The sequence below is a fragment of the Azospirillum sp. UENF 312511 genome (assembly GCF_058780635.1).
On record NZ_JBSNCG010000002.1, the window covers coordinates 69,245 to 95,855 of the forward strand.

General features: G+C 68.6%; 24 protein-coding genes and 1 tRNA gene. 15 read left to right on the forward strand and 10 right to left on the reverse strand.

Going from position 1 to position 26,611, the window contains the following annotated elements; all coding sequences use genetic code 11:
- Nucleotide 1 precedes the first annotated feature (1 nt).
- Both ACWPN7_RS08700 and ACWPN7_RS08705 read right to left on the reverse strand, forming a co-directional pair.
- Nucleotides 2-1,189: an arabinose transporter gene (locus ACWPN7_RS08700; protein WP_459197564.1), complete on the reverse strand. Its 1,188-nt coding sequence runs from the start codon at nt 1,187-1,189 to the stop codon at nt 2-4.
- A gap of 235 nt (nt 1,190-1,424) precedes the next feature.
- A complete protein-coding gene (locus ACWPN7_RS08705; protein WP_246654170.1) occupies nt 1,425-1,964 on the reverse strand; it encodes a YitT family protein in 540 nt (179 codons plus the stop codon).
- On the opposite strand from ACWPN7_RS08705, the gene ACWPN7_RS08710 reads away from it, so the two are divergent.
- The 11 genes from ACWPN7_RS08710 (at nt 1,963) to ACWPN7_RS08760 (ending at nt 10,653) form a co-directional block, all read left to right on the forward strand.
- Nucleotides 1,963-2,154 (forward strand): hypothetical protein, encoded by a 192-nt coding sequence (locus tag ACWPN7_RS08710; protein ID WP_162473423.1) that lies wholly within the window; start codon nt 1,963-1,965, stop codon nt 2,152-2,154. The genes ACWPN7_RS08705 and ACWPN7_RS08710 overlap by 2 nt on opposite strands.
- A 407-nt stretch (nt 2,155-2,561) precedes the next feature.
- Nucleotides 2,562-2,852, forward strand: a complete 291-nt coding sequence (locus tag ACWPN7_RS08715) for a RebB family R body protein (protein WP_014200159.1) — start codon at nt 2,562-2,564, stop codon at nt 2,850-2,852.
- A gap of 100 nt (nt 2,853-2,952) precedes the next feature.
- Complete coding sequence (locus ACWPN7_RS08720; RefSeq protein WP_014200160.1) at nt 2,953-3,222, forward strand: RebB family R body protein; 270 nt, start codon at nt 2,953-2,955, stop codon at nt 3,220-3,222.
- A gap of 91 nt (nt 3,223-3,313) precedes the next feature.
- Nucleotides 3,314-3,580, forward strand: a complete 267-nt coding sequence (locus tag ACWPN7_RS08725) for a RebB family R body protein (protein WP_014200161.1) — start codon at nt 3,314-3,316, stop codon at nt 3,578-3,580.
- Between the two features lie 96 nt (nt 3,581-3,676).
- Nucleotides 3,677-3,949, forward strand: a complete 273-nt coding sequence (locus ACWPN7_RS08730; RefSeq protein ID WP_014200162.1) for a RebB family R body protein — start codon at nt 3,677-3,679, stop codon at nt 3,947-3,949.
- 124 nt (nt 3,950-4,073) lie between these two features.
- Nucleotides 4,074-4,307, forward strand: coding sequence for a RebB family R body protein (locus tag ACWPN7_RS08735; protein ID WP_040138293.1), 234 nt, complete (start codon nt 4,074-4,076; stop codon nt 4,305-4,307).
- Nucleotides 4,304-4,759: a RebB family R body protein gene (locus tag ACWPN7_RS08740; RefSeq protein WP_459197563.1), complete on the forward strand. Its 456-nt coding sequence runs from the start codon at nt 4,304-4,306 to the stop codon at nt 4,757-4,759. Before ACWPN7_RS08735 ends, ACWPN7_RS08740 begins: the two co-directional genes overlap by 4 nt.
- Before the next feature lie 61 nt (nt 4,760-4,820).
- The gene (locus ACWPN7_RS08745; protein WP_035680645.1) at nt 4,821-5,171 is read left to right on the forward strand and encodes a hypothetical protein; all 351 of its coding nucleotides are present in this window, start codon (nt 4,821-4,823) and stop codon (nt 5,169-5,171) included.
- A 22-nt stretch (nt 5,172-5,193) separates the two neighbouring features.
- Entirely contained in the window at nt 5,194-6,273 is a 1,080-nt protein-coding gene (locus ACWPN7_RS08750; protein ID WP_459197562.1) for a hypothetical protein, read from the forward strand.
- A gap of 179 nt (nt 6,274-6,452) precedes the next feature.
- Nucleotides 6,453-6,989, forward strand: coding sequence for a hypothetical protein (locus tag ACWPN7_RS08755; protein ID WP_198129140.1), 537 nt, complete (start codon nt 6,453-6,455; stop codon nt 6,987-6,989).
- A 139-nt stretch (nt 6,990-7,128) separates the two neighbouring features.
- Nucleotides 7,129-10,653, forward strand: coding sequence for a hypothetical protein (locus tag ACWPN7_RS08760; protein WP_459197561.1), 3,525 nt, complete (start codon nt 7,129-7,131; stop codon nt 10,651-10,653).
- A gap of 123 nt (nt 10,654-10,776) precedes the next feature.
- Here ACWPN7_RS08760 and ACWPN7_RS08765 read toward each other — a convergent pair whose 3' ends face one another.
- The 3 genes from ACWPN7_RS08765 to adhE form a co-directional block, all read right to left on the reverse strand.
- On the reverse strand, nt 10,777-11,634 hold the full coding sequence (locus ACWPN7_RS08765; protein WP_103040596.1) for a hypothetical protein: 858 nt from the start codon (nt 11,632-11,634) through the stop codon (nt 10,777-10,779).
- Nucleotides 11,635-11,790: 156 nt separating this feature from the next.
- A complete protein-coding gene (locus tag ACWPN7_RS08770; protein WP_040138298.1) occupies nt 11,791-13,440 on the reverse strand; it encodes a helix-turn-helix domain-containing protein in 1,650 nt (549 codons plus the stop codon).
- A gap of 295 nt (nt 13,441-13,735) precedes the next feature.
- On the reverse strand, nt 13,736-16,396 hold the full coding sequence (adhE, locus tag ACWPN7_RS08775) for a bifunctional acetaldehyde-CoA/alcohol dehydrogenase (protein ID WP_492273253.1): 2,661 nt from the start codon (nt 16,394-16,396) through the stop codon (nt 13,736-13,738).
- A 340-nt stretch (nt 16,397-16,736) separates the two neighbouring features.
- Here adhE and ACWPN7_RS08780 point away from each other — a divergent pair.
- The 3 genes from ACWPN7_RS08780 to ACWPN7_RS08790 all read left to right on the forward strand — a co-directional run bounded on the left by ACWPN7_RS08780 (nt 16,737) and on the right by ACWPN7_RS08790 (nt 18,890).
- Nucleotides 16,737-16,812, forward strand: a tRNA-Phe gene (locus tag ACWPN7_RS08780).
- A gap of 286 nt (nt 16,813-17,098) precedes the next feature.
- Nucleotides 17,099-18,607 carry an FAD-binding oxidoreductase gene (locus tag ACWPN7_RS08785; RefSeq protein WP_459197560.1) on the forward strand — a complete coding sequence of 503 codons (1,509 nt, stop codon included), beginning with the start codon at nt 17,099-17,101 and terminating at the stop codon, nt 18,605-18,607.
- A 118-nt stretch (nt 18,608-18,725) separates the two neighbouring features.
- Nucleotides 18,726-18,890 carry a hypothetical protein gene (locus ACWPN7_RS08790; RefSeq protein ID WP_014199676.1) on the forward strand — a complete coding sequence of 55 codons (165 nt, stop codon included), beginning with the start codon at nt 18,726-18,728 and terminating at the stop codon, nt 18,888-18,890.
- Here ACWPN7_RS08790 and ACWPN7_RS08795 read toward each other — a convergent pair.
- The 5 genes from ACWPN7_RS08795 to ACWPN7_RS08815 form a co-directional block, all read right to left on the reverse strand.
- A complete protein-coding gene (locus ACWPN7_RS08795; protein WP_456525813.1) occupies nt 18,874-19,428 on the reverse strand; it encodes a histidine phosphatase family protein in 555 nt (184 codons plus the stop codon). The two genes, ACWPN7_RS08790 and ACWPN7_RS08795, sit on opposite strands and share 17 nt — an antisense overlap.
- Nucleotides 19,422-20,117, reverse strand: coding sequence for a phosphoglycolate phosphatase (gene gph, locus ACWPN7_RS08800; RefSeq protein WP_459197559.1), 696 nt, complete (start codon nt 20,115-20,117; stop codon nt 19,422-19,424). Before gph ends, ACWPN7_RS08795 begins: the two co-directional genes overlap by 7 nt.
- 13 nt (nt 20,118-20,130) lie before the next feature.
- The gene (locus tag ACWPN7_RS08805) at nt 20,131-21,246 is read right to left on the reverse strand and encodes an ABC transporter ATP-binding protein (RefSeq protein ID WP_247887655.1); all 1,116 of its coding nucleotides are present in this window, start codon (nt 21,244-21,246) and stop codon (nt 20,131-20,133) included.
- 14 nt (nt 21,247-21,260) lie between these two features.
- Nucleotides 21,261-22,973: an ABC transporter permease gene (locus tag ACWPN7_RS08810; RefSeq protein ID WP_035674852.1), complete on the reverse strand. Its 1,713-nt coding sequence runs from the start codon at nt 22,971-22,973 to the stop codon at nt 21,261-21,263.
- A gap of 75 nt (nt 22,974-23,048) precedes the next feature.
- Nucleotides 23,049-24,395, reverse strand: a complete 1,347-nt coding sequence (locus ACWPN7_RS08815; protein ID WP_040138303.1) for an ABC transporter substrate-binding protein — start codon at nt 24,393-24,395, stop codon at nt 23,049-23,051.
- A 511-nt stretch (nt 24,396-24,906) separates the two neighbouring features.
- Here ACWPN7_RS08815 and aspT point away from each other — a divergent pair.
- The gene (gene aspT / locus ACWPN7_RS08820; RefSeq protein WP_459197558.1) at nt 24,907-26,595 is read left to right on the forward strand and encodes an aspartate-alanine antiporter; all 1,689 of its coding nucleotides are present in this window, start codon (nt 24,907-24,909) and stop codon (nt 26,593-26,595) included.
- The last annotated feature ends 16 nt before the right edge of the window (nt 26,596-26,611 follow it).

The following is a 26,611-nucleotide window of genomic DNA, read 5'->3' on the forward strand; positions in this document are numbered from 1 at the left end:
CTTAGGTCGGGCTGGTCTTTACCACCGGCCGCGCGCGGAGCAGTTGGACGGTGGTCAGGAAGCCCAGCACGGCGGCGACGCTCCCCAGCAGAAAGACGCCGCCGTAGCCCACCCGGTCGGCGAGCAGCCCGGCCAGCGGTCCGGTCAGGCCGTAGGCGACGTCCTGGAACGCCGCGAAGGCGCCGAGCGCGGTGCCGCGGAGCTGCGGCTCGACGAGATGGACGACCTCCCGCCCCATGGCGGGAAAGACCAGCGAGCAGCCGAGCCCCGTCAGGAAGGCGCCGGCCAGCGCCGTGACGGGGTCGCCCGCGGTCCATAGTAGAGCCTGCCCGACCGCCTCCACCGCCAGAGACCCCATCGCCACGCGCAGGCCGCCGAAGCGGTCGGGCAGATGGCCCAGCGCGAAGCGGACGAGCACGAAGCCGAGGCCGAAGGCGGTCAGGCCGAGCCCGGCGTGGGGCCAGCCCTCGCGGACGAAGTGCAGCGAGAAGAAGGCGCCGATGGCGGCGAAACCGATGCCCTGGAGGCTGACGATGGCGCCCTGCCGCCAGATCCGCCCCAGCACGCTGCGGAAGGGCGGGCGCTCGGCGTCTGGATGGGCCGGGGTTCCTTCCATGCGCCGGATCGCCAGAAGCCCGACGGCGGGCAGCAGCGCGCTGACCGCCATGACGCCGGAGAAACCGAAGCGGTCGAGCAGCGCCAGCCCCAGCGGTCCGCCCGCCGCGAAGGCGCCGTAGAGCGCCGCCCCGATCAGCGCCAGCACGCGGCCCGAGCGCTGCGGCCCGACGATGCCGATCCCCCAGGCGACCACCCCGACCCCGACGAGGCTTTCGCCGACGCCGATGAGCAGGCGGCCCGCCACCAGCACGGAAAAGGCCGCCCATGGCGAGAACGACAGAGCACCGGCGGCCATCGAGACCAGCCCGCCGGCCACATAGAAGGCCAGCCCCCGCCCGACCGCGCGCTTGGCGCCGCGTCGGTCAGAGACGGTTCCGGCGAAGCCGCGGCTGAGGATGGTGGCGAGGAAGGCGCTTCCCACGCCCAGCCCGGCCCAGACATTGCCCATCCCGAGATCCCCGGCCACGAACAGCGGCACGACGGGAAGGGACAGGGCGACACAGAGGTAGGAGACGAAGAGGACGGCAGTCAGGACGACTAGGCGGCCTTGCGCCGGATCGCGCGCCGACACCGGCCTATGATCCGGCCTTTGCTGGGGACCCATGGTGTGCTCCACACTGGTCCCCGCCGATGGCCGTCCGTCCGAACATGCGAACGCACTCCGATCGGCGAGGATCGTTGAGTGCGTTGGTTGACGTTGAACGCTTACGGCCAGCGTGGCTGGCGATGCGGGACAGGGTACCAATCCCGCGGAGAAATGCAACAGGCTGCGACGGTCGCGACGGGATGGTGCCGGACGAAGGGTCTCAGCGGGCCACGTACCAGTCCGTCCGGTGGTTGAAGGCGACGAAGGCGTTCAGCACCGCCGCCCCCAGCATCGAAGCCAGCACGGCCTTCCCGTCGATCACGAAGACCGCCATGGAGAAGATCACCACGTCGAACATGGCCTGGAGCCAGCCGGCGCGGAAGCCCGTCTTCTCTTGGATGTAGAAGGCGAGAATGCCCACCCCGCCACCGCTGGAGCCGTGGCGGAACAGGCCGATCACCCCGATGCCGATGCAGAAGCCCGCCAGAACCGCCGCCACATAGGGGTGGAGAGCGTCGTAGCGGATCGCCTGCGGCGCCAGCGTGGTCAGCACCGAGATGCTGGTGACCGCCAGAAGCGATTTCGCGGTGAAGCGCCAGCCGATGCGCGCCAGCGCCAGCGCGTAGAAGGGCAGGTTCACCACGAAGAACACCGGGCCGAAATCCAGCCCCGTGGCGTAGGCGATGACGAAGGACAGCCCCGCCGCCTGCCCGGTGATCAATCCGGCGGCATGCAGTATGGAAATCCCGAACGCGGTCATGATGATGCCGAACAGCTGCCCCTGCGCATTATCAAATGCGCTGTGCGCCGCCCGTTTGGTTTCATTTGTTGCAACGGCAGTGTTTGGGGCCACGGATACTGCACTTTTCTTAAGCACGCTCGGCACCTTCCAGACTTCGTTCCATATCGACAGTATCATCAAAGACCAGACCAAGAATAGAGCGGCGTGATTTCGTTCGTCATCCCCGCAATCCGTGGAGCGACGCCGCTTCGCGTTCCCGTCGCCCCTCCCCTCGCCGTCAATTCCTCCGGATGGCGCCGGTTTCCCGGGCGGCGGCGCGGGCGGCGGGACGCGGAATTGCGTGGCCTTGCGGCCATCGTTGTGCCCGCTGCGCAAGAATCGGTCGCACCGGCGCCACACGCTTTCTCCGCATCGATCGCCGACACGCAACCCAAGCGCACAAAACTCACGCGATCCGCCGGATTCTTTCGCCGGATAGACCAATCGGACGGCATTCCACATCGCTACAGTCGCATCGTCCGCTGTTCACGCATCCCATGGTCGCATGAGGCTGCGCGAATGATCGACGCCACCAGCGGCCGCCTTTGAAACCGGCCCCACCAGTGAGGAAAGACAATGGCATTTCCGACCGCCGTGAACGACCAGATCACCGATTCCGTCACCCAGGCCAACACCAAGGTCCTGGGCGACGCTCCGGCGATCGCCATGGGCAACCTGTTCCAGGCCACGGCTCAGGCGCTGGCCAACGCGGCCCACAACGCCACCAACGCCCAGCAGCAGTCCTACGTGACCGCGCAGGCCGCCACCACCCAGGGCGTGGCCACGCTCTACTCGATCGACACCGCCTCCACCGGCGTGGCGACGAAGAGCATCCTCAGCACCGGCGTCAAGGGCCTCGGCTCGTAAGCCGGACCCGCGCCGCCATCGACGTTTCAAACCACCTGCGCCACCCCGCCTTCCATGAGGGATGGCGGGCGGGCGGCAGGCAACCGAAGAGGACGAACAAATGGCTTTCCCGACCGCCGTGAACGACCAGATCACCGATTCCGTCACCCAGGCCAACACCAAGGTCCTGGGCGACGCTCCGGCGATCGCCATGGGCAACCTGTTCCAGGCCACGGCCCAGGCGCTGGCCAACGCGGCCCACAACGCCACCAACAACCAGCAGCAGTCCTACGTGACCATGCAGGCCGCCACGACCATGGGCGTCGCCACGCTCTACTCGATCGACACCGCCTCCACCGGCGTCGCCACCAAGTCGATCCTGGGGAGCTGATGAGCCGACCGGCCAGGACCGGGCGCCCACGGGCATCCGGAACGGGCCGCCGGCCATCCATCCCGAACCATTCGCCAAGGAATAACGTCAGATGGCTTTCCCGACGGCAGTCAACAGCCAGATCACCGATTCCGTAGCCCAGAGCAACGTCCAGGTCGTTGGCAGCTCGCCGGCGATCGCCATGGGCAACCTGTACCAGGCCACCGCCCAGGCGCTGGCCAACGCGGCCCACAACGCGACCCTGGCGCAGCAGCAGATGTACGTCACGGCGCAGGCCGCCACGACGACGGGCGTCGCGATGCTCTACTCCATCGACACCGCGACCACCGGCGCCGCCACGTCGAAGCTCCTCGGCTGACCGGTCGGCGGGCGCGGCACCCGCCGCCGTCCGCCGCACCGCCGCCGGCGCTTTGGCCTCGAACCAACGCAACATCTGATGTAAGGAGCAAACACGATGGCTTTCCCGACCGCCCTGAACAACCAGATCACGGACTCGGTCTCCCAGGTCAACACCAAGGTCCTGGGCGACGCCCCGGCCGTCGCGATGGGCAACCTGTTCGTCGCCACCAGCCAGGCGCTGTCGAACGCGGCCCACAACGCCACGAACAACCAGCAGCAGTCCTACGTGGTGATGCAGGCGGCGACCACGCAGGGCCTGTCGACCCTGTACTCCGTCGACACGGCCTCGACCGGCGTCGTCACCACCCAGATCCTGGGCCTCTCCTAAGGAGAGCCGGCGGGCCGCCCTCGGGAAACCGGGGGCGGCCTCCGCCACAGGTTGAAGCGCCCGGTCGCGCAGAAGCCCGTGTCCGCAGAAGCTGTGGCGGGAGCCTGAAGGCTGGAGTGTGTGAATGCCGGACGGAAGCTCCGCCAGCCTTGCCGGATCGGTCGCGGCGAACACGGCGATACCGCTTGGCCTGACCCCATCCCTGGCGATGGACATGACCTACGTCGCCATGGCCGACAGCCTCGGCCTGGCCATGCAGAACGCCGTCGCCAACCAGCAGCGCGCCCAGGTCATCACCGAAGCCGCGCTCGCCCAGGTCCTCACGCTGATCATCACCAAGGGAACCGCAAAATCATGAGCGACGAAGGCACCGTGAACACCCAGGTGATCGACGCGACGTCGGACATCGTCACGCTTCTGACGGGACAGTCCCCCGCGCAGTCGTTCGCCATGCTCGACGCCGTGATGGTCGAGACACTCGGCATGGCGATGCACAACGCCGTGCACCGCCAGCAGAACGCCGGCATGGTCAATTCCGCCGCGGTCACCGCCGCCTGCGCCAAGATGCTGTCCGTGCCCTTCCCCACCACGCCCCCGCCGCCGCCGTCGGGGTCGTCCGGTTCGGGCTCATCCGGTTCGGGGGGCAGCGCGTCGCCGCTGCAGCCGCTGACCCCGCTGCTGACGACCTCGCTCACCACCCTGCCCCCCACGGTCACCGGCGGCTCTGGAAACAGCACCGTCACCGGTGGCTCCGGGAACAGCACCGTCACCGGCGGCACCGGCAACAGCACCGTCAGCGGCGGGTCGTGATTGACCCCGCGTCCATCTCCCAGCGGCCGGCCGTCCAGGCCACAACGAGCAAGGAGCCTTCATGTCGGAGCCCACGAAGGTCAATGCGCAGATCATTGACGTCATAAACCAGACGCAGACGGCGACCATGAGCCCGCAGGTCGTCACCACCAGCGGCGCGGGGAAAGCCTATCAGGCGGTCGCCCAGTCCACGGCCATGGCCGTGCAGGACGCGACGGACACGCTGCGCAACGTCTCGACCATCGCCACCACGGCGATCGGTGTCGCGATGGCGCAGCTCCTGGCGACGGGCGACCCGAAATACGTCACCGCCCTGACCCAGGCGCAGGGGATGATGACGAGCGCCGCCAACGACTTCACCAGCATCGGTACCGCGGCCTCCACGGTCCTGAATAGCTTCCCGTCGAGCTGACCCTTACGCAGGTGTCCCCACCATGACCGTCTCTGTCGCCAACAAGATGATCCAGAACCGCGCCGGGCTCACCGACCTGGGGCGGCTTGCGCTCGCCTTCATCGATGGCGGGTCGGAGTGGCTCGACTGGGCCATCAGCAACGCCGGTCCGCGCTACGATTTCCCGGACGAGAGCACGCTCGTGGAGCAGGTCCAGCAGGGTCTTCACGCGACGCGGCTGGCCCTGCTGCCCAATCTGAAGCTGATGGTCAGCCCGGTGAAGCTGATGACGCTCGGGGTGGACAGCCTGCGCACGCTGGCCGACGCCGAATCCGGCGAGACCAGCGCCACGGTGTCGGCCCAGGTCAAGCGCATCCTCGCCGACCACACTCTCCTGACGCAGGACGACTTCGCCGCCAGTGCGTCCTTCCTTGCCGGGCTGGGAGTCTCCGGGGCTCCGGTCTTCCAGTTCATGGGCTTCGACGAGCAGCTGGCGGTGCAGGAGCTGCTCTACCGCAAGGAAAGCCAGGGGACGGCGAACCCCGAGCTGCAGAAGGAGGCGGCCGCCTTCGCGGTGGAGCAGGCGCGCACCGTGCAGGAGTTCGCGGACTATTATCAGTTCTATCTGATCTACGTGAACCGGCTGGGCTCCCTGACCGCGACGCCGGACGACCGGAAGAAACGGGCCGGCGGCGCGTTGGACACCATCCTGCCGCAGCTGTTCGGCTTCCTGGAATGCCCGCAGGTCCCCCCGCTGGCCGCCCCGGCGGAGGTGGCGCACGCGGTTTCCAACTGGCAGAAGCGCGGCCGGCCGGTCGGCTTCGCCCGGCTGTCGGACGGGGCGCTGCAGATCGTCCGCGACACGGCCTTCCGGGACGAGACCGGCGACGCGGTGCGGGTGCTGGTGGCCGGCTATCTCGCCGGGGCGCAGGCCCTGCTGTCGGCGACGCCGCCGCAACGCGGCATCATGGGCCAGGACGGCGCGTCCTGTCTCTTCCCCGTCTTCGGCAAGGGCATCCAGGCGGAAATCCAGATGGGGGCCGCGGGGGTGATCTCGCTGCGCTGCTTTCGCCCCGATCCCCCCGCCACCGCCACCACTGCCGCCACCACTGCCGCCGCCTGACTCGCCTCAACAGGCCGTGACCGGGGCGGCGCCTTCTGCAGCGCCCTGTGCACCGCTTTCTGCGCCGCCCTCTGCGCCATCCACACCGACCGCCGAAGCCGCGGCGGCGCCGGCGGAGACGCGGACGGCCACGGCGGCACGCCCGCCGCAAAACCGAACCGGACGAAGGAGATCGAAGGATGGGCGTTTCCCAGCCCCCCAGCAGCCCGCACCCTGAACCGGCGGCCGCTCCGGCGGCACCGGACGCGGCGGTTCCGGCCACGCCCGCCGCGCCGGCGGCGCCGCCGGCCGACGCTCCGGTCGCAGCGCCCGATACGGCGCCGTTCGAGGCGGGCACCAAGACGCCCGCCGAAATCGCCAGCGCGCTGCTCGACCACGCGGTGAAAAGCGTGAACGCCGCCGCCGAGCAGGCGCTGGCCGCCGTCGAGCAGGCCATCCAGCTCGCCGGCCATGCCGTGGAGGCGATCCCCGGCCTGACCGCCCACCCCGGCGGCCATGCCGACGAGCAGGGCGCGATGTCCCAGGCGAACGAGGCGATGTCCCAGGCGCTTCAGGCCGCCAGCGGAGCCGGAGCCGGCGGCCAAGCGATGCAGCAGGCCAGCGAGCAGCAGCAGAAGGCCGTCGCCGCAGCCAACGAGGCGGCGCAGCAGGCCATGGCCGCAGCGAGCGCGCAGATCGCGCGGGCGATGAACAGCAAGGGCGACCCGGCCCTTTGACGCCGCCGCCACCGACCTGCCGCCCCGGGGTGTCCGCGACGTCGCGCGGTTTCCCGGCTCGCGCGGGGCGGAGGCGTTTCCGCCCGTTTCCGAACCTGGACGCAAATCCGGGCCCCAACCGAGCTGAAGGACATCCCGCATGCCGTCCCGCACGCGCCGGAAATTGATCGTTGTCGCGCCCGAAACTCCGCCCTCCGCCCCGCCCGCCACTCCGGTGGAGGCGAGCATGGACGCGGTGGCCGGTGCCGCAACTCAGGCGCTGGGCCTGCCGGTCGTGCCGTCCTCCCAGCGCGACGTCACGCTCGGCTGGACCGCGGTGGCCGTCCACCCGCTCCAGCCGTCCGAGACGGACTGGCTGCGGATGGTGCGCGGGGCCTCCTTCGGGATCGGAGCGCCCGGCGCGCGGGCCACCGCCGAGACCGCCGCAATCCAGACCGCCGCCATGGAGCGCCTGTTCGTGGCGGGCGAAGGAACGCCGGGCCTGCTGGGCGTGCCACCCGGAGCGGTCTATGAGGGCGAGCGCTTTCCCCTTCCCGACGACCGGCTGAGCGGCGCCCGACGCCTGCTGAAACAGACGTCGGGCGTCGTCGGCGCGGCGAAGGCCGGCCAGCCCATCGGGTCCGACGCCATTTCGCGCCGGCTGCGCGGCGTCCGCGACATCCTGCTACCGCTGATCGAGGCGTTTGCAGGACCGGCGGAGGCGGGCGGCACCGCTCCCTTCCAGGAGGAACGGCGCCAGCTTCGCGGCCTCGACCAGGACATGGCGGCGGCGCAGAGCTGGGACGCGGTGGAAGCCATCATGGCGGGACTCGCCCGCATCATCGACGGGCTGGACGACGCGGCGCAGGCCGCCGCCGGCGTTCATCTGTCCTACACCGCCGAGGCCGCCTGCCGCCTCCGGCTCGCCATCCGCTTCAAGGTCGCGTCCGACGGGCCGCTTCCCGCGGACCGTCTGGCCGACGCCGACCGCGCGCTGACGCGCCTCCTCAACGGCGGTTATCCGCAACTGGCGGTCTGGCTGCGCAACCGCATGCGGGCGCTGGCGCAGCGGGCGGCCGAGACCGATCCGTCCGGAAACAGCCGCTTCATCGTCCTGGAGGACGGGCGCGCGGGCACCCGCGGGTGGGTCGCCCGGGTTCTCGTCAACCCCGCCCTGCCGGCGCCGGCCTGGTTCGCGCTGTTCCAGCGTCTGCACAACGTCCTTGTCATGGCCCTGTTCTCGCTCAAGCTGGAGCTGTACGGACTGCTTCACCGGCTGGCCGGTGCGGCGCCCGCGGACAGCCCGGCGGCGGACGACACCGGAGGCGGGGCGTCGGGCGTCGGGGGAGCGGGCGTCGGAAGCCGGGAGAAGGCGGATTACGGACGCAACGGCTGCGCCGCCGTGCTGGTCGACGTGACCATCCCACGCCACGGCACCCTGGCCGCCCAGCAGCAATGGCGGCGCTTCACCGGCGACTTGCGGCTCGAAGACGGCCTGCCGCGGCCGGGAACGGCCTACCGGATCACCTCGGCCCTGCGGTCGGTCGATGCCCTGTGCCGCTCAGCGCCCCCGCCACGGAACGCGGCTCCGGCGCTGATCGCCCGGCTGCACGGTCTGCTGGCCAACCAGGACCAGGCCACGGCGGACGGCATCGCGGCGATCCGCGCCCGCATCCGGGAAGGCGTGGCGCCGCTGTCCCTGAAGGCCATCGACGGGCTTGGCGACATCGCGGTGCAGCGGTTGTTCGTCGTGATCCTGGAGCAGCTCTGCCAGGGCTACGCGCTCGCCACGGACAAGGCGCTGGCGACGGCCTTCGACGGCTGGTTTGCCTCCAAGCTTCCCGGTTACGCGGATCTGGCCACCCTGCCCGCCACGGTCTCCGCGGCCATCAAGGCTGCCAAGGACAAGGGCGCCTGGAGCGATGGCGACGCGGCCATCGCGAGCGCCGTGGGATTCGGCCTTTGGGTGTCGGCGGCCATGGAAAGCCATCTGGAGAAGCGGGCGGCCTTTCTGCGCAATGGCTTCGAGGATTCCGGGGCGCTGCTGAACCACCTCACCTCCCTGCCCTCGCTGGCGGCGGCGCTGAACGGTCCGGGCATCCAGCCGGTGATTCAGGGTCCCTGGGCCGCGGCGCTGCAGCTGGAGCAGGGCCTGCCAGGGCAAGAGCACGCCGCCGCCGCGGCCCCCGTCGCCATTCTGCTCCAGGACGGTGAGCCCAGGCGCCCGCCGGACGACATCCTCAGCGCCGCCGCCTCGCAGATCGAGGACTGGCTGGCCACCCACCGCAGCAATTTCACGCTGACCCGTGACGGTGGGCAATTGGCCATCGTCTGGCATGACGAGGCGGATCTCGGCCCGTTCCGCTATGCCCCGGTCGGGGCCACGCTCACCGTGACGGGCACCACGCCAGGCGCGCCGCCGCCCTCGCTGATCTGGGGACTGCCCGTCGCCGCCCTGTCCGAGACGATCCGTTCGGTCCGCGAGAGCCTCGCACAGACCGACGACGGCGCCGTCCGCGGCCGGCTGGCCGCCACGCTGAACGCCCTGACCGCCCTCGGCCTGCGCACCGGAGCGCCGGAGGGCGCCGACCCGTCGGTGACGGCGCTGCGCCAGGGCCGGTGCCGCCATCTGATGCTGAGCAGCGCGGAGTTGGCCCAGGGGTCCGCCGCCGACTACCCGCGCAGCTACCACCCCGACGACGCTTTCCGGATCACCCTGAACGACAACCCCGTCGACGCGGCGCAACGGCTCGGCCCTTCCCCGACCGGCGCCGAGGCGCAACGAACTCTGGACCTGCTCGTCGTGAACCAGGGCAGCGGCGGACGGAGCGCCGACGGACAGCCCCTGCTGTCCCCCGGAACCTGGACGGCGGACGCCCTGGCCGCAAGCGTCGTCGCGCCGTTGATGGCGTCCGGATGGACGGCGCGGACCGTGGTTCTCGACTTCCCCTTCTCGGTCCAAATGCTGGGGGTGTTCGCCCCGCTGTGCGCCGGCGAGGGCCGGATCGTCATGACGCTGGGCGACAGCCTGGAACCGATCATGGACCGGGGGATGTGGGAGACCATCCGGCCGGCGCTGGGCCAAGGCGACGCCGAGGCGGTCCGCGACGCCATCGACAGGCAGGTCGCGGCCATGACCGCCGCCGCGGTTGGCCGCCTGCATCTGGACGACATCCTGACCGCGTCCAACGCGGCGATCCACGAGCATCTCGCCAGCCATCCCGACGGACGGGACGCGGTGTCGGTCCTGCGCTGCCTGAAGCCGATCGGCGACGTTCTCCAGGACCCGAACACGCCGCTGGACCGCATCGACGAGGTTCTGCGGGCGCTGCGCGGCACGCCGCTCCCCAGGAACGACTTCGCGGCGGAGGATCAGGCTCTGCTCGATGATTTCCCAGGCTCGGCCAAGGACATGACGGCGGATTCGCTGGAACGGTTCCGCGACGCTTTGCGCCGGCGAGTGGAGACCGTGCTGTCCGATCCCGGCTTCCGCATCGGCATGGACCCGGCATGGCTGGCGGCCCGCCCCCTGTACGGTTCGGAGCTGGACAGCCTTTGGGCCCTCATCGGCAACCGCTGGGCCAACATTCTGGCGCTTGATCCCGGCCTGTCGCGCGGGGCGGGGTACTTCGCCGTCTACGAGGCCACGACCGGCGAGATCAGGCTGGTCAACCTGATCGGATGAATGGAAGCCGATCGATGCGTTGGCATCGATTGCGGGCGTCACCACGGTTCCCGCTTCGCCAAAGAAAACGGCCCCGCCCGAAGGATGACCTCCTCTCGGGCGGGGCCGTTTCCGCGGAGACACTCATAGTTTCGGCGACCACACCTTCGACCGCCTGTTGAGCGCCTCGTAGAGAATGCCATCCAGCAATTTCCGATCCTCCACCAGAAAACTGCCGGCCTGCATCCCCAACAACACCCAGGTCAGTGTCCCGGCGCCGCCCCTGGTGAGGGTGTTCGCGCAATAATCCAGCTTGTCCGTCACATTTTTCAGCTCGTCCAAACCCTCTGGTTTCGGGTCTTGCCGTTCCAGTTTTTCGATGATTTTCGATGACGCCGTTATGCTGGCGGTAACGCAATTGTATTTGCTGGCACTCTTGTCGAGCATGTACCAGCCGTACAGCATGTTCCCGCTGCTGTTCGCTCCCGTCAGCAACGTCGACCGGTTGTTCTTCAATTCCTCCAAGTCATCCCTGAATGTCTCATAAACCGCCTTTGAGACGGGGATGGAGATGACACGCCGGGTGGGGTCCATGAACATCTCTTTGTCGTCGTACCATTTTCCCGGCATCGCGCCACCTTGCTTCAAAGGCGTCGTCTTGATCATGCTGGAGGTCAGCGAGGCCGGGTTGAAGCCCGTCACCGTACGCTGTATCCCGCCGTCGCCGGACGCTTCGGCGAAGATCGCGAAATGGCCGGCATAGATGGACGCCAGAGCCTGCAGGGCGCTGTTGGATAGCGGGGATGATTTCATATACCTTAAAAATCGATAGATCCCATTTGCCTGATAGCCAAGCACAGACCTACAGTAAACAATGAAATCCATTGCATCCAATTTGTCCGGATCGATATTCTTGAAATATTCATCGATGTCCTTGTTGCCGGCATACAAGGCCGTCTTCTGGCTGGCAACGGCAATGAATCCAACGCAGTACCTATCCATGATCCCACCCGTCTTGCGATGCCGGTCCGATGGCCGGCCATGGAAAAAAGCGGGAACGCCAATGCCGAACCACGCCGGGCCGTGGACGCCGGCACGGAACAGGGAACGTTCCCGTACGCTTCGGACGTTTCGTTGAAATGAGGCGTGAAGGCCGGTTCAGGGCCGCCGGCCGGCTCCCGGCAGGTTGCGCCGGAATTCTCGCGGGCTTTCCCCGACGAGGCGGCGGAAGCTCTTCTCGAAATGGCTGAGGTCGCCGTAGCCGACGCTCATCGCCACTTCGGTGATGGGCAGGCGGCGGTCGGCGGCCAGAAGCTCGCGCGCCTTGTGGATGCGGATGCGGCCAAGCAGACCCTTGAAGGAGGTCTGAAGCTCCGTCCGGAACAGGTAGCTGAGGTGCGACGGGCTGACATGGGCCTGCCGGGACAGCTCATCCAGCGTGATCGGGTCGGCGAAGCGCTCACCCAGGAACACCAGCGCCTTGCGCAGGCCGCCGTGCAGCCGGGCCAGGGCGTCCTGGTCGCGGGTCAGCGCGCAGTGCACCCAATGGTCCGCGGGCGAGGGAGCCGGCGGGACAACGGACGCGGGCTCCGGATGGCCGTTCGGATGGCCCACCGGATGAATGCCGGCCTCCGGGTCCGTCGGCATGGCGCCGCCGACCATCCAGGGGGCGTGGCGGCGCACGTCGCCGTGGCGGATCGGCCGGCCGCCGGTCATCACCGCCAGCCGGGCGATCACCCGCTCCAGCTCGAACAGGTTCTCCGGCCAGCTGTGGGCTTTGCACAGGGCGATCAACTCGTCGGTCCGCGTCTCGTCGGCACGCCCACCGTGGCGCTCCAGGGCGGCGAGGACCAGCGGCTCGATGTCCGCCGGCCGGTCGCGCAGCGGCGGCACGGTGGCGCACAGGAAATCCAGTTCGGCCAGCAGCGGGCGGGAGAAGCGCCCCTCCTCCGCCAGCCGCCGCAGGTCGGCGGTCGTCGAGGCGATGACCCGCGGCTCCCCCATCCCACTGGCCATCCCGGCGGCCGCCCCGGTGGCGGACAGCGGCCAGCCCCCCGGCGCGTCGAGCCATTGGCCGAGCTGGGAGGGCATGTGCTGGACGATTTGCCCCTGAAGGGCCGGGGTCATCTCGTCCACGCCGCTGAGGAACAGGGTGCCGCCTGCGGCCCGCGCGAACCAGTCGGCGGGAGTGCCCGCCGGGTCCGCCCCGTTGACCTGGACGAAAGGGCCGTCGCGCCGCGGCCCGCAGCCGTGGATCGCCGCGGCGAGCTGCGCCTTCTCCGTTCCAAACTCGCCGGTCAGCAGGACGGGCAGCGCGCTGTGGGCGGCCTGCTCCAGGAAGGCGTCCAGCTCGCGCAGCGCCGGGCTCATGCCGACCATCATCAGGGGCCGCCCGAACCGCCGCTCCGCCCAGCGCCGCACCTCGTAGCGCTTGGCCAGATAACCGCACTGGCGGGCGACGTCCTGCAGCATGGGCGCTTCGGGCGCGGCGCCGTCCGGCGCGCGGTCGAGGACCAGCCGCATCTCGCCGACCGGCGCGTCGGCGTAGGTGATGGGCACCACCACCGCCTCCGGGTCGGCCGCGGCGTCGTTGGGGTCGCCGTCCGCCGTCCAGCACAGGCGCCCGCCCGCCCGATCCTGGGCGAGCACCAGCGTGCCCATGTCCTGGAGCCACAGCGCCCCGCCGCGCAGCGGCGCGCGGTCGGCCAGCCGCCCCATCAGCCCGCCGATCAGGTCCGGCAGACTGCGGAAATCGGCGGAGGCCGGGTGCAGGATCTCGTCCAGCGTGCCACAGACCGACACAGTCATCGCACCGCCTCCTTGGTAAAGCCGTGCCGCGTCTTCCGCGAGCGCCGGACCTTGAAGACGAATGCATGCATCGCGGGGCCGCGATGGCGGTAATCGGATTGATAGGATCGAATCATGACCGGAATCACCTGCCGCCGTTTCAGACAATGGGTTCACAGCCAATCGACGTTTCATGGCGTCAGGGCGTGAAGTCTTCGGCAGACCGGCTTTTTTTCCGGACAAAAGAAAGGGCCGCCCGGCCTCCGGTTTCCCGGCGCCAAGCGGCCCTTGTCAGGCGTGGATCAGTGTGAAGGGGTCAGCGTGAACGGACCAGCGCCACCGGCTTGCGCTCCGCCCCGGCCTCCGGAGCCCGCTCCGCCCCCTCGGCGTAGGCGCGGCCATAGTAGCTGTCGAGCAGGAGCTGGCGGATCTCCGCGACCAGCGGGAAGCGCGGGTTGGCGCCGGTGCACTGGTCGTCGAAGGCGGCCTCGGCGATGGCGTCCAGCCGGGCCAGGAACTCCGCCTCCGGAACCCCGGCGGCCTGGATCGAGGCCGGGATGTCCAGCGTCCGCTTCAGCTCCTCCACCCAGGCCACCAGCGTCTCCACCCGCTCATGGTCGCGGCTGCCGCCGAGACCGAGGTGCCGGGCGATCTCGGCGTAGCGGGCGACGCCCTTGGGCCGGTCGTACTGGCTGAAGGCGGTCTGCTTGGTCGGGATGTCGGCGGCGTTGTAGCGGATGACGTTGGCGATCAGCAGCGCGTTGGCGACGCCGTGCGGCAGGTGGAACTCCGCCCCCAGCTTGTGCGCCATCGAATGGCAGACGCCGAGGAAGGCGTTGGCGAAGGCGATGCCGGCCAGCGTGGCGGCGCTGTGCACCTGCTCGCGCGCCTTGGGGTCCTTGGCGCCGTTGGCGTAGGCGGAGGGCAGATGCTCCTTCAGCAGCTTCAGCGCCTGCAGCGCCTGCCCGTCGGTGTATTCGTTGGCCAGGACGGAAACGTAGGCCTCCAGCGCGTGGGTCACCGCGTCGATCCCCCCGGCGGCGGTCAGGCCCTTCGGCATGTCCATCACCAGATTCGCGTCGATGATCGCCATGGTCGGCGTCAGTTCATAATCCGCGATCGGGTACTTGATGCCGGTGCGCTCGTCGGTCACCACGGCGAAGGGCGTGACCTCCGACCCGGTGCCGGACGTGGTCGGGACGGCAACGAACTGCGCCTTCACGCCCAGCTTGGGGAAGGTGTAGATGCGCTTGCGGATGTCCATGAAGCGCAGCGCCAGATCTTCGAAGGCGACGTCCGGGGCCTCGTACATCACCCACATGATCTTGGCCGCGTCCATCGGCGAGCCACCGCCGAGCGCCAGGATGACGTCCGGCTGGAAGGCGTTGGCGAGCGCCAGCCCGCGCCGCACCACCGCCAGTGTGGGGTCGGCGGCGACCTCGAAGAAGGTCTCCACGGCGAGGCCCAGCCCCTTGAGGATGCGCACGGTCTCGTCGACGTGGCCGTTCTCGAACAGGAAGCGGTCGGTGACGATCAGGCAGCGCTTCTTGCCACGCAGCTCCTCCAGCGCGAAGGGCAGGCAGCCGCGGCGGAAGTAAATGGATTTCGGCAGCTTGTGCCACAGCATGTTCTCGGCCCGCTTCGCCACGGTCTTGCGGTTGATGAGGTGCTGCGGCCCGACATTCTCGGAGATCGAGTTGCCGCCCCACGAACCGCAGCCGAGCGTCAGTGACGGTGCCAGCCGGAAATTGTAGAGGTCGCCGATGCCGCCCTGCGAGGACGGCGTGTTGATCAGGATGCGCGCCGTCTTCATCGCCTGCCCAAAATGGCGGATGCGCTCCGGCTGCTGGTCCTGGTCGGTGTAGAGGGCGGAGGTGTGGCCGATGCCGCCCAGCGCAACCAGCGCCGCCGCCTTGTCGCAGGCGTCCATGAAGTCGCGGGCGCGGTAGAGCGCCAGGGTCGGCGACAGCTTCTCGTGGGCGAAGGGCTCGTCCTCGGTCACCGCCTCGACCTCGGCGATCAGCACCTTGGTGTGGGCGGGAACGCTCACCCCGGCCATGGCGGCGATGGCGCCGGCCGACTGGCCGACGATGTCGGCGTTGAGCGCGCCGTTCTTCAGCAGCACCTTGCGCACCGCGTCGGCGTCCGCCGCCGACAGGATGTGGCCGCCATGGTGGGCGAAGCGGTCGCGCACCGCGTCATAGGCGGCGTCCACGACGATGGCCGACTGCTCCGACGCGCAGACCACGCCGTTGTCGAAGGTCTTGGACATCAGGATGGAGGCGACGGCCCGCTTGATGTCGGCGAATTCGTCGATCACCGCCGGGGTGTTGCCGGCGCCGGCGCCGATGGCCGGCTTGCCCGAGGAGTAGGCCGCCTTGACCATGCCCGGCCCGCCGGTCGCCAGGATCAGGTTGATGTCGGGGTGGTGCATCACCGCGTTCGACAGCTCCACCGAGGGCTCGTCGATCCAGCCGATGATGTCCGGCGGCGCGCCGGCCTCCACCGCGGCCTGGAGCACGATCCGCGCGGCCTCGCAGGTCGCCTTGCGGGCGCGGGGGTGCGGCGAGAAGACGATGCCGTTGCGCGTCTTCAGGCTGATCAGGGCCTTGAAGATGGCCGTCGAGGTCGGGTTGGTCGTCGGCACAATGGCGCAGATCAGGCCCACCGGCTCGGCGATCGTCATGATGCCGTATTCCGGGTCCTCCTCCAGGATGCCGCAGGTCTTCTCGTCCTTGTACTTGTTGTAGATGTATTCAGAGGCGAAGTGGTTCTTGACGACCTTGTCCTCCATCACGCCCATGCGCGTCTCGGCAACCGCCAGCTTCGCCAGCGGGATGCGCGCGTTGGCCGCGGCCAGGGCGGCGCTGCGGAAGATGCGGTCCACGGTCTCCTGCGGGAAGCCGGCGTAGACTTTCTGCGCCTCCCGGACCCGAAGGACGAGGTCGTTGAGGTCTGCAAGCGTGGTGACGGGCATATCGTGTCGCCTCTGCGGTTGGCGCGCCGCCGGCCCCTTCGGGCCGGTCCTGGACAACGGGTGCGGGCGGACTGTCACCCTTCAAACACCGGCATCCAGGGCACGCACGGAAAATCGGTCATGCCGGGCGGCGCTTTGGTCCTGTCCGCGCGGCAGGGAAACTATCCCCCGAGCATGGGTGAGGGACCATGACTCAGGTCAAAACTGGTATGACCACTTTCGGGGTAGTGCCACCCCCAACCCGCCCGGCCGGACCGGAAAAATCTCTTCCGATCGGGTGTCGAATTGCGCTGGACAAGCGCTCCGCTTCTTCTTATAAGACGCCCCCGCACGCAGCGGCGCCCAGGTAGCTCAGTTGGTAGAGCAGGGGACTGAAAATCCCCGTGTCGGCGGTTCGACTCCGTCCCTGGGCACCATTCTCCTCACGGTCCTGTTCGAGGAGATGGTGTTCCGGCCACACTGGCCGAACCCGGACGTTGCGCTCCATTCTCCCATGTCTTTGGTTCGATCCGGCGTCCCGATGGCGCACCACGACCGTCTTCTGCGCAAGCGAAACGCAGCCGGTTCAGACAGACACGCCCGACAGATCACAGCCGCAACGACGCCTTTCACCGCCCCGATCGCCGATAAGAAGCGGGCATCTTCCCGGCATTCCCGAAAAGTTGTAAACACTCCCATAATAATTCGCGGGAGGGGAATCCGATGTTCAGCGCCGTTCAGCCGAGTCGCCGCACTTTCCTGGTCGGGGCGGGCCGTTTCGCCGCCGCGTCGGCGCTCACCAGCGTCACCCCCTTCCCCGCCATCGCGGAACCGCGTCCCCACCGGATCGCGGCCTCGGCGCTCAAGGATCTGGCCGGGGCCGTCCAGGGTGGCGTCGTGCTGCCCGACGATCCGTTCTTCGACGATTACGCACGCCCAAACAACCTGCGTTTCCGGACGCTTCCGACCGCCATCGCGCGCTGCGCAAGCGAGACGGACGTGCAGGCTTGCGTCGCCTGGGTGAGGAAGCACGGCGCCCGCTTCGCCGTGCGCAGCGGCGGGCACAATTACGCGGGCTTCTCCACCACCCCCGGCCTGCTCATCGACATGACGCCGCTCAGCACGATCACCCCCCTGCCCGGCGGGGACGGTCTGGTCAAGGTGGGCGGCGGCGCCCTGAACGGCATGGTCTATCAGGCGCTCGAACGGCTGAACCGCACCGTCACCCACGGGCGCTGCACCACCGTGGGGGCGGCGGGCTTCCTGCTGGGCGGCGGCATCGGCTTCAACATGCGCATGTTCGGCATGGGGTCGGACCTGCTCCAGGCCACGAGCATCGTCACCGCGGACGGCGCGCTGCATGCCGATATCCAGGACAGCGGCGACGGCAGCGACCTGTTCTGGGCCTGCCGCGGCGGTGCCGGCGGGAATTTCGGGATCAACACGTCCTTCACCCTGCGCACCTTCCCGGTGGAGACGGTCACCTTTTTCGACATCACTTGGACCACGGATGTGGGCGAGGTGCTCCACACCCTGCTGACGCGTCTGGCGGACGCGCCGCCGGAGTTCGGCAGCAAGATCAACATCACCAAGCCGGCGCGCGGCAGCGGCGATCCGCGGCTCACCGTCTCCATCCTCGGCCAGCTGCACAAGTGCAGCACGACGGTCGAGGCGATCATCGGCCCGGTCCTGGAAAAGGCGTCGAAGACGCGGATCGACCGCGACATCGCCTATTGGCCGGCGCAGGACCTGCTGAGCGAGTTCACCTACCCCTACTTCTATCAGGAGAAATCCTCCTACATGAGGGCGGCGGACATCACGCCCGAGTCCATCGCCACCATGATCCGGCTCGCCGAGCGCATGCCGGGCACCAGCATGGCCAACGCCTTCAAGTTCTTCCAGGTCGGCGGCCGGATCAACGCCACGGCGGCGGACGCCACCGCCTACGTCCACCGCGGCTACGACTGGCTGTTCTCCTCCGAAGTGAACTGGTGGAACCGGAAGGACCCGAAGTCCCTGGTGGACGAGAATCTGGCGTGGCAGGAGTGGTTCTACACCGCCGTCAACACGGGCACCAAGGCGGTGGGCGCCTTCCAGAATTTCCCCGACCCGTCCCTGAAGGACTGGTCGGACGCTTATTACGGCGGCAATTACGGCCGGCTGCGGCGGGTGAAGACTGCGTATGACAAAGACGATCTGTTCACCTACCGGCAGGGCATCAAGCCGTTGTGACGGCGCCGCCGATCGCTCTTTGGCGCCGGCATCCGCCCTTCGGCGGAGAATCCGGGCGCCAAAGCCGCCGCTCGCCTGTTATCGTAGCGGGAAGCCTCTCGCGCCACGGGGTCCGGGCATGGAAGAAAAGCTGATCGCCTACATCGGCCGGTTGAAGGAGCAGATCGCCACCCTGCGTTCCGCCGACTTCACCACCCCGGAGGAACGGGTGTCCTGCGAGGCGGTGGCCGACAGTCTGGAACTGGTCGTGCGCGAGTTGACGGACCTCATCGAGATCCGCTGACCGGCACTCCGACGCCTTCGCGAACCCCGGCGCGCTCCAGCGTGACGGGCATCGCGTTGGGCGGCCACAGCGTGTCCGGGGCGAGGCCCAGCCAGCGGCACAGGGCGTGCCACGTGCCGGCGTGCGCCACCACCAGCGGCGGGCGCCCGTCAGCCGGAACCGGCAAACCGTCCAGCGCGGCGGCGACGCGGACCTGGAAGGCGGTGAGGCTTTCGCCGCCCGGCACCTCTTCGCGCAGGAGGTCCCCCGGCACGGCGCCCCCTTCCAAGTCACCCCAGCGCCGCTCCTCCAGACCGTGAACGACGGTCACCGGCAGGCCGAGCGCTGCGCCGATGACGCCGGCGGTTTCCAGCGCGCGCCGCTGCGGGCTGGAGTGAATGGCGGCAATTGGATTTCCCTGGGCGGCCAGCGCCGCCGCCGCCGCGTGGGCCTGTGCCCGCCCGCGCTCGGTCAGAGACACATCGCGCGACCCGGCCAGCCAGCCGCCGACGTTGCTCTCCGTCTCGCCATGCCGGCAGAAGACGAGACGGTTCAGCATGCCGAGGCCGCGGACAGCGCCCCCGTCAGGTCGCCGAAGCGCTCCAGGATGCCGTCATGGGGAAGACTGTCGAGCGGCACCCGCGCGTAGCCGTAGCGCAGCACCAGCACCCGCGCCACCCCGGCGGCGCGGGCGGCGGCCACGTCATGCTCGTTGTCGCCGACGAAGACGGTCTCCTCCGGCCGGACATCCATCAGGTCGAGCAGGCCGAGCACCGGTTCGGGCGAGGGCTTGCGGGTGGGGAAGCTGTCGCCGCCGACCACCGCCGTGAAGCGGTCCGCGATGCCGAGGTCGGCGAGCAGCCGCCGGGTCGCCGCCATCGGCTTGTTGGTGCACACCCCGAGTTTCAGCCCGGCCCCGGCCAGCGCCGTCAGCGTCTCCGCCACGCCGGGATAAAGCGCGCTGTGGGCGCTGGGGTCGGCCTCGTAGATGGCGAGGAAGCGGCGGATGTGGGCCGCCGTCTCCTCCGGTCCGGGCAGGCCGCCGGTGGCGGCGAGGACCCGCTCCACCAGCTTGGCCACCCCGTCGCCGATGAAGGAGCGCACCGCCGGCAGGTCGACCGGCGGGCGGCCCAGCTCGGCGAGCAGGGCGTTGGAGGCGTGCATCAGGTCGGCGGCGCTGTCCACCAGCGTGCCGTCGAGGTCGAAGGCGACGGCACGCAAGGACGTGCGGTTGGGAAGGCTGGTCACCGGAATGCGACTCCTATCGGCGCAGGAAGCGGGCCTTGTCGGCCGCGAGGTCGAGGGTGATCGGGGTGTCGGTCGGCAGCAGCGCGTCGCCGGCCTGGTGCGGGGCGTCAACCTGCACCTGCTGCCCCCCGATGTCCACCGCGTAGCGGATCGAGGCGCCCAGGAACTCGCGGTGCCGCACCACGCCCATCAGCCGGACATGGCCGGCGCGCGGCGGCCCGCCGTCCTGGCGGATAAAGAGGTTCTGCGGGCGGAACATCAGCTTGCCCTCGGCCCCCGGCTCCACGCCGTGCGGCAGCGGGATCGGCACGCCGCCGCCCATGACGAAGGCCGTCCCGCCGTCCACGGCGCGCACCTGCCCTTCCAGCACGTTGGCGGTGCCGAGGAAGCCGGCGACGAACAGGTTGGCCGGGTGGTCGTACAGCTCCTGCGGGGTGCCGACCTGCTGGACGATGCCGTCCTCCATCACCGCGATGCGGTCGCAGATGGTGTTGGCCTCCTCCTGGTCGTGGGTGACGAAGATGGTGGTCAGCCCCAGCTTGCGCTGCAGGCTCAGCAGTTCCTGGCGCATCTGCACGCGCAGCTTGGCGTCCAGGTTCGACAGCGGCTCGTCCAGCAGCAGCACCTTCGGCTCGATCACGATGGTACGGGCAAGCGCGACGCGCTGCTGCTGGCCGCCGGACAGCTGCGACGGCCGGCGGTCGGCCAGATGCTTCAGCCCGACGAGGTCGAGCGCCGCGTCCACCCGCCGCTCGATCTCCGCGCGCGGCACGCGCCGCTCCTCCAGCCCGAAGGCGACGTTGCGGCGCACCGTCATGTGCGGCCACAGCGCGTAGCTCTGGAACACCATGCCGACGTCGCGCTTGTGCGCCGGCAGGCCCGAGATGTCGCGCCCGCCGATCGTCACCGCCCCGCGCTGCGCCGTGTTGAAGCCGGCGATCAGCCGTAGCAGCGTGGTCTTGCCGCAGCCCGACGGGCCGAGGAAGGCGAAGAACTCGCCCGGCTTGATGTCGAGATGAATGTCCTTCAGCACGCGGTGGCTGCCGTAGGAGAGGTCCACGCCGTCGATGCGGACGCCGACGCTCTCCATCCCGGCGGCCAGGGAGGTGGGGGAGAATTGATGGTTCATGGTGGCGGTTCCCCTCAATGGTCCTGGCCGCGCTCGCGCCGGCCCCGCTCGATGATGACGTGCGACAGGTAGGTGCCCAGCCCGACGATGACGACGGCGAAGACGCCCAGCGCCGCCCCCGGACCGCGCCCGGCCGCCGACTGCATGTAGACGTAGAGGCCGTAGGCCAGCGGCGCGTCGCTCTGCGAATGGACCAGCATGATGGTCGCCGACAGCTCGACCGCCGCGGTGGCGAAGCTGGTGACGAAGCCGGCCAGGATGCCGCCGGACATCAGCGGCACGACCACGCGGCTGATGGTGCGCAGCTTGGTGGCGCCCAGATTCTCGGCCGCCTCCTCCAGCGAGTTGCTGACCTGCTGCAGGGCCGCGGTGCAGGCGCGCAGCGCGTAGGGCAGGCGGCGGATCGCCAGCGCGAAGACCAGGATCAGCCAGAAGCCGGACAGCGGCTGCCCGGTGAAGGGCATCGGCACGTCGTAGAAGCTGCGCAAATAGCCGATGCCCAGCACCACGCCCGGCACCGCCAGCGCCGCCATGGCGATGTAGTCCAGCCATTGCCGGCCCGGCAGCTTGCTGCGCAGCACCAGATAGGCGATGGCCGTGCCGATCACCACGTCGAGCAATGCCGCCAGCGAGGCGTAGAGCAGCGTGTTGGTGATGTACTGGCCGCTCTCCAGGAAGACGGTCCCGTAATGCTTCATCGTGAAGGCATCGGGGAACGGGCTGAAGGACCAGATCGTCGCGAAGGACAGCAGGGTCAGGCCGATGTGCGGCGCCAGCACCAGCACCAGGATCAGCAGCACGACCGCGTAGGCCGCCACCAGCTCCAGCGGCTTCATGCGCCGCCGCGCCAGACCGCCACCACCGCGCTGGACGGTCGCGTAGTCCTTGCCCTTCATCGCCAGCGCCGACACCCAGAGGGCTAGCAGCGAGCAGACGATCAGCACCACCGAGATCACGTAGCCCATCGGGTCGGCGATGCCGATGGAGGAGATGCGCAGGTAGGCCTGCGGCGCCAGCATGTCGTTGACGTTGAGCAGCAGCGGCGTGCCGAGGTCGTCGAACACCTTGATGAAGACCAGCGACGCGCCGGCGACGTAGCCCGGCATGGCCAGCGGGAAGACGATGCGGCGGAACAGACGGAAGCCGTGGCAGCCCAGGTTCTGCGCCGATTCCTCCATCGCCCGGTCGATGTTCTTCAGGCTGGCCGACAGGTTGATGAGGATGAACGGGAAATAGTGGATGCTCTGCACGAAGATGACGCCGTTCAGCCCCTCCATGAACGGAATGGAGATGCCGAAATGGTCGCGCAGCAGCAGGTTGACCGTGCCGTTGCGCCCGAACAGGAGCTGCATCGCCACGGCGCCGATGAAGGGCGGCATGATCAGCGGGATGATGCCCAGGCTCTGGATCAGCACGGCGCCGCGGAACTCGAAGCGCGTCGTCAGATAGGCCAGCGGCAGGGCCAGCGCGCTCGCCACCACCACCGACATGGCGGAGACGTAGAAGGAGTTCCAGAACGACCGCATGAACAGGTCGTTCCGGAAGAAGTCGGCGAAGTTGATCAGGGTGAAGGACCCGGTCGTCTTGTCCTGGAAGGCGACGAAGATGACCTGGACGACCGGCACGACGAGGAACAGCAGCAGGAACAGCGCGATCAGCACAGCCGCCACCGCCGGCCCCGGCCGCACGCGCGCGATGCTTTCGCGCGTGAGCGCAAGAGACGTCATGGTTCAGCCCAATGGTATCGGGGGAGAAGGCGAGGCGGGGCGCCCGCGCGGGGCGCCCCTCCCGTCACGCTCGGGTCAGCGGGCCAGCGCCAGGGCCTCTTCGGCCTTCTTGCGGGCGGCGGCGTAGTTGTCCTTGGCGAAGGCGGCCCACTTCTGCTCCACCTGGGCCTGACGCTCCGGCACGGCGTCGGTGGCGCTCTTGCGCTCCACCGTGAAGGCGCCGGAGAGCTGCGGGTCGGCGGCCTCCTGGGCGGTCACCGGCATGGCGGCGACGAGGTCGCGCGCCTCGGCCAGCAGCGCCTTGGCCTTGTCGTTGGGCTTCTTGGCCAGCGCGGCGTCGGCCTGATGGATGGCGCGGGTCGCCGCCTTCAGCCCGTCGAGCTGGAAGGTGATGAGCTGGTCGAACAGCGCGTCCACCACGTTGTAACGGGCCTGCGACACCTCGACGTCGAAGTTCACCTGCGAGCCCAGCGAGGTGTCCTTGAACGGGTTCGGGTAGTCGGCCGGCGCCTTGGCGTAGGTGGCCGGGTTGACCGGCAGGCGGCGGATGGCCGGCTGCAGCAGCACCTCCTGGCCCTGCGGCGACAGGATGAAGTCGACGAAGGTCTCGGCGGCGGCCTTGTTGGGGGCGTTCTTCACGATGCCGATGTTGGCCGGCACGATGGTGGTGACCGTCGGATAGGCGAACTCCACCGGGAAGCCCGAGGCCTGGGACGACAGCGCGAAGAAGTCGATCACGATGCCGATGCCGAAGCTGCCGGAGTTCACGCCGTCCGGCACGCCGAAGCTGCGCTCGGTGATGGTGCGGTAGTTGCCGGCGATCTCCTTGTTGGTCCGCCAGCCCTTCTCCCAGCCCTCGCCCTGGAGGATGGTCTCGATGGTCAGGTGCGTGGTGCCGGAGCGCGACGGGGCCGAGATGGCGACGTGGTCGTAATAGACCGGCTTGGCGAGGTCCGACCACTCCTTGGGGGCCGGCAGCTCGTTGGCCTTCATGTAGCGGCTGTTCCACATGATGCCGTAGCCCGAGGCGGCGAAGCCGGCGTACATGCCCTCCGGATCGTTGATCGGGTAGGCGCCGACCTTCTCCGGAATGCCCTCGACCTTCGGCTTGTAGGCCTGCAGCAGGTTGGCGCCCTTCAGAACCTCGAAGGCGTCGGGGGCGGAGGCCCAGAACAGGTCGGTGCCGTTGTTCGACGCCGTTTCCTGGAGATACTTCACGCCCGCGTTGGTGTTGCGGTTCAGAACCTCCAGCGTGACCTTCGGGTAAGCCTTCTGGAAGGCCTGCTGGAAGGCGCTAGTCAGGTCCTTCGGGAAGGAGGTGACGACGACCAGCTTGCCCGACGGGTCCTGGGCGAAGGCGGCGGTGCTGGAAGCGAGCAGGACGGCCAGGGCGGCCGCGACGCCGTGCAGCGTGCGAGACATAGGTATGGTTCCTCCCAGTGTTTTTCTGCGTGCTCTTTCAGCAATCCGCGTGCCAGACCGTTCGCAGGCGAATTCACTGGGGTGGCGCCCGGAGAATGGGTAAAGCCGGTAACATCGGGCGACTGTGATGGGTAACGGCGGGAACATTCCAAACTCTCGTCCCCACGGGGCGCATCGGACATCCGCTCCGCCCGGCCACAAAGAAGATAATGCCGCGGCCGAAAGCGTTACCGCCTTTCAAAGTATCCATACTCTCCTTGAATGGGTTCGTGCGGTGCATCGGTGATCGAATAGAGTATTTAAAATAAAAACAAATCGCAAAAACCCCGCAAGACGCTGACAAAACACAATATAACCTACCAGTCCATTTAAAACACAATCGTATTCCCAAAAATATTGTCATTTATAGAGCGGATTTGCGCGCCTTGACCGCCGATCATGATTGCTATTTCACTTGACGTTCTCTCCGATCAACGATGCGCGCGCAAAATGAACTTTTGAAGGAATCGCCATGTCATGGCTCCATTCGATCGTCAATCAATCCCCGGAAATCGCGTTATTTCTCTCCCTGGCCGGCGGCTATTGGATCGGCAAATTTCAATTCGGTAAATTTCAGCTTGGCGGTGTCGCCGGATCATTGCTGGTCGCCGTGGTGATCAGCCAGATTGGCGTATCGGTCGACAACGGCGTCAAAGCGGTTCTGTTTGCTTTGTTCATTTACGCGGTCGGCTTTGAAAGCGGACCGAAGTTCTTTCAATCGCTCGGCCGGCAGTCGATCCGCGAAATCGTCCTGGCGGCGGTTCTCGCAATCAGCGGTCTGGTCACCGTCGTGATCATGGCCCGCCTGACCGGCCTCGACAAAGGTCTGGCGGCGGGCATCGCGTCCGGCGGGCTGACCCAGTCGGCGATCATCGGCACCGCCAGTTCCGCCATCGGCAAGCTCGGGCTGCCAGCGGAGGAGGTGCAGCGCCTCCAGGGCAACGTCGCGGTCGGCTACGCCGTCACCTACATCTTCGGGTCGTTCGGCGCCATCCTGGTCTGCGTCAACCTGCTGCCCTGGATCATGAAGCGCGGCATCCGCGACGACGCCATCAAGGCGGAAACCGCGATGCTGGCCGGCGCCCATTTCCTGGCGCGGGGCGAGGAATACGCCATGCCGCCCCTGGTCGGGCGCCTCTACCGCATCGAGCGGGCGGCGGGACGGACGGTGGCGCAGATCGAGGCGGACTCCACCGACGGTCCGGTCAGCGTGGAACGGGTGAAGCGCAACAACGCGCTGATCGGGTTGCAGCCGGACCTGCGGCTGGAGGCCGGGGACGTCGCGCTGCTGGTCGGGAGGCGGTCCGGGGTGGTCGGCCTCGCCGACACGCTCGGCCCGGAGCTTCAGTCCTCGCAGGGCATGGACCTCATCATGCTGGTGCGCGACGTCGCCATCACCAACCCCGCCTTCGTGCACCGAACCGTCGCCGAAATCCGCAAGCTGTCCTCCGCCAACCTGTACCACGGCGTCTATGTGACCGGCCTCAAGCGGAGCGACCGGCCGCTGCCGATCGCCCCCGACACGGTGATCGAGGCCGGCGACGTCGTCACGCTCTACGGCACCGCCGAGGACGTTCAGCGCGTCGCCGCGTCGGTGGGGACGGAGGTCATCGCGAGCGACAAGACCGACTTCATCTACCACGGGCTGGGCTTGGCGCTGGGCCTGCTCGTCGGCCTCGCCGTCATCCGCATCGGCGACATCCCGCTGACGCTGGGCAGCGGCGGCGGCGCCCTGCTGGCCGGTCTGCTGTTCGGCTGTTACCGCACCCGCAACCTCGCCATCGGCAACATGCCGACGCCGGCCTCCACGCTGCTGCGCGACCTGGGTCTGGCCGGCTTCGTCGCCGTGGTCGGCCTGCAATCGGGCCGGCAGGCGGTCAGCACCGTGATCGAGAGCGGGTTGAGCATCTTCCTGGTCGGCGTGGTCGTGACGCTGGTGCCGATGATCCTGACCCTGTTCGTCGGGCGCTACCTGCTGCGCTACGACAACGCGGCCATCTTCGCCGGCGCGCTCGCCGGATCGCGAAGCGCCAACCCCGCCTTCGGCGAGGTGCTCGACAAGGCGGGCAACTCCATCCCGACCGTTCCCTTCGCCATCACCTACGCGCTGGCGAACGTCTTCCTGACCCTGCTGGGGCCGCTGGTGGTGGCCTTCGTGTAATCCATGCGAGGAGATC

Excerpts from the sequence above, each read along its gene's own strand:
- ACWPN7_RS08710 (WP_162473423.1), top strand. The coding sequence starts at position 1,963 with ATGATGATGCCGAACAGCTGCCCCTGCGCATTATCAAATGCGCTGTGC.
- ACWPN7_RS08705 (WP_246654170.1), bottom strand. The coding sequence starts at position 1,964 with ATGACCGCGTTCGGGATTTCCATACTGCATGCCGCCGGATTGATCACC.
- ACWPN7_RS08715 (WP_014200159.1), top strand. The coding sequence starts at position 2,562 with ATGGCATTTCCGACCGCCGTGAACGACCAGATCACCGATTCCGTCACC.
- ACWPN7_RS08720 (WP_014200160.1), top strand. The coding sequence starts at position 2,953 with ATGGCTTTCCCGACCGCCGTGAACGACCAGATCACCGATTCCGTCACC.
- ACWPN7_RS08725 (WP_014200161.1), top strand. The coding sequence starts at position 3,314 with ATGGCTTTCCCGACGGCAGTCAACAGCCAGATCACCGATTCCGTAGCC.
- ACWPN7_RS08730 (WP_014200162.1), top strand. The coding sequence starts at position 3,677 with ATGGCTTTCCCGACCGCCCTGAACAACCAGATCACGGACTCGGTCTCC.
- ACWPN7_RS08735 (WP_040138293.1), top strand. The coding sequence starts at position 4,074 with ATGCCGGACGGAAGCTCCGCCAGCCTTGCCGGATCGGTCGCGGCGAAC.
- ACWPN7_RS08740 (WP_459197563.1), top strand. The coding sequence starts at position 4,304 with ATGAGCGACGAAGGCACCGTGAACACCCAGGTGATCGACGCGACGTCG.
- ACWPN7_RS08745 (WP_035680645.1), top strand. The coding sequence starts at position 4,821 with ATGTCGGAGCCCACGAAGGTCAATGCGCAGATCATTGACGTCATAAAC.
- ACWPN7_RS08750 (WP_459197562.1), top strand. The coding sequence starts at position 5,194 with ATGACCGTCTCTGTCGCCAACAAGATGATCCAGAACCGCGCCGGGCTC.
- ACWPN7_RS08755 (WP_198129140.1), top strand. The coding sequence starts at position 6,453 with ATGGGCGTTTCCCAGCCCCCCAGCAGCCCGCACCCTGAACCGGCGGCC.
- ACWPN7_RS08760 (WP_459197561.1), top strand. The coding sequence starts at position 7,129 with ATGCCGTCCCGCACGCGCCGGAAATTGATCGTTGTCGCGCCCGAAACT.
- ACWPN7_RS08765 (WP_103040596.1), bottom strand. The coding sequence starts at position 11,634 with ATGGATAGGTACTGCGTTGGATTCATTGCCGTTGCCAGCCAGAAGACG.
- ACWPN7_RS08770 (WP_040138298.1), bottom strand. The coding sequence starts at position 13,440 with ATGACTGTGTCGGTCTGTGGCACGCTGGACGAGATCCTGCACCCGGCC.
- adhE (WP_492273253.1), bottom strand. The coding sequence starts at position 16,396 with ATGCCCGTCACCACGCTTGCAGACCTCAACGACCTCGTCCTTCGGGTC.
- ACWPN7_RS08785 (WP_459197560.1), top strand. The coding sequence starts at position 17,099 with ATGTTCAGCGCCGTTCAGCCGAGTCGCCGCACTTTCCTGGTCGGGGCG.
- ACWPN7_RS08790 (WP_014199676.1), top strand. The coding sequence starts at position 18,726 with ATGGAAGAAAAGCTGATCGCCTACATCGGCCGGTTGAAGGAGCAGATC.
- ACWPN7_RS08795 (WP_456525813.1), bottom strand. The coding sequence starts at position 19,428 with ATGCTGAACCGTCTCGTCTTCTGCCGGCATGGCGAGACGGAGAGCAAC.
- ACWPN7_RS08805 (WP_247887655.1), bottom strand. The coding sequence starts at position 21,246 with ATGAACCATCAATTCTCCCCCACCTCCCTGGCCGCCGGGATGGAGAGC.
- ACWPN7_RS08810 (WP_035674852.1), bottom strand. The coding sequence starts at position 22,973 with ATGACGTCTCTTGCGCTCACGCGCGAAAGCATCGCGCGCGTGCGGCCG.
- ACWPN7_RS08815 (WP_040138303.1), bottom strand. The coding sequence starts at position 24,395 with ATGTCTCGCACGCTGCACGGCGTCGCGGCCGCCCTGGCCGTCCTGCTC.
- aspT (WP_459197558.1), top strand. The coding sequence starts at position 24,907 with ATGTCATGGCTCCATTCGATCGTCAATCAATCCCCGGAAATCGCGTTA.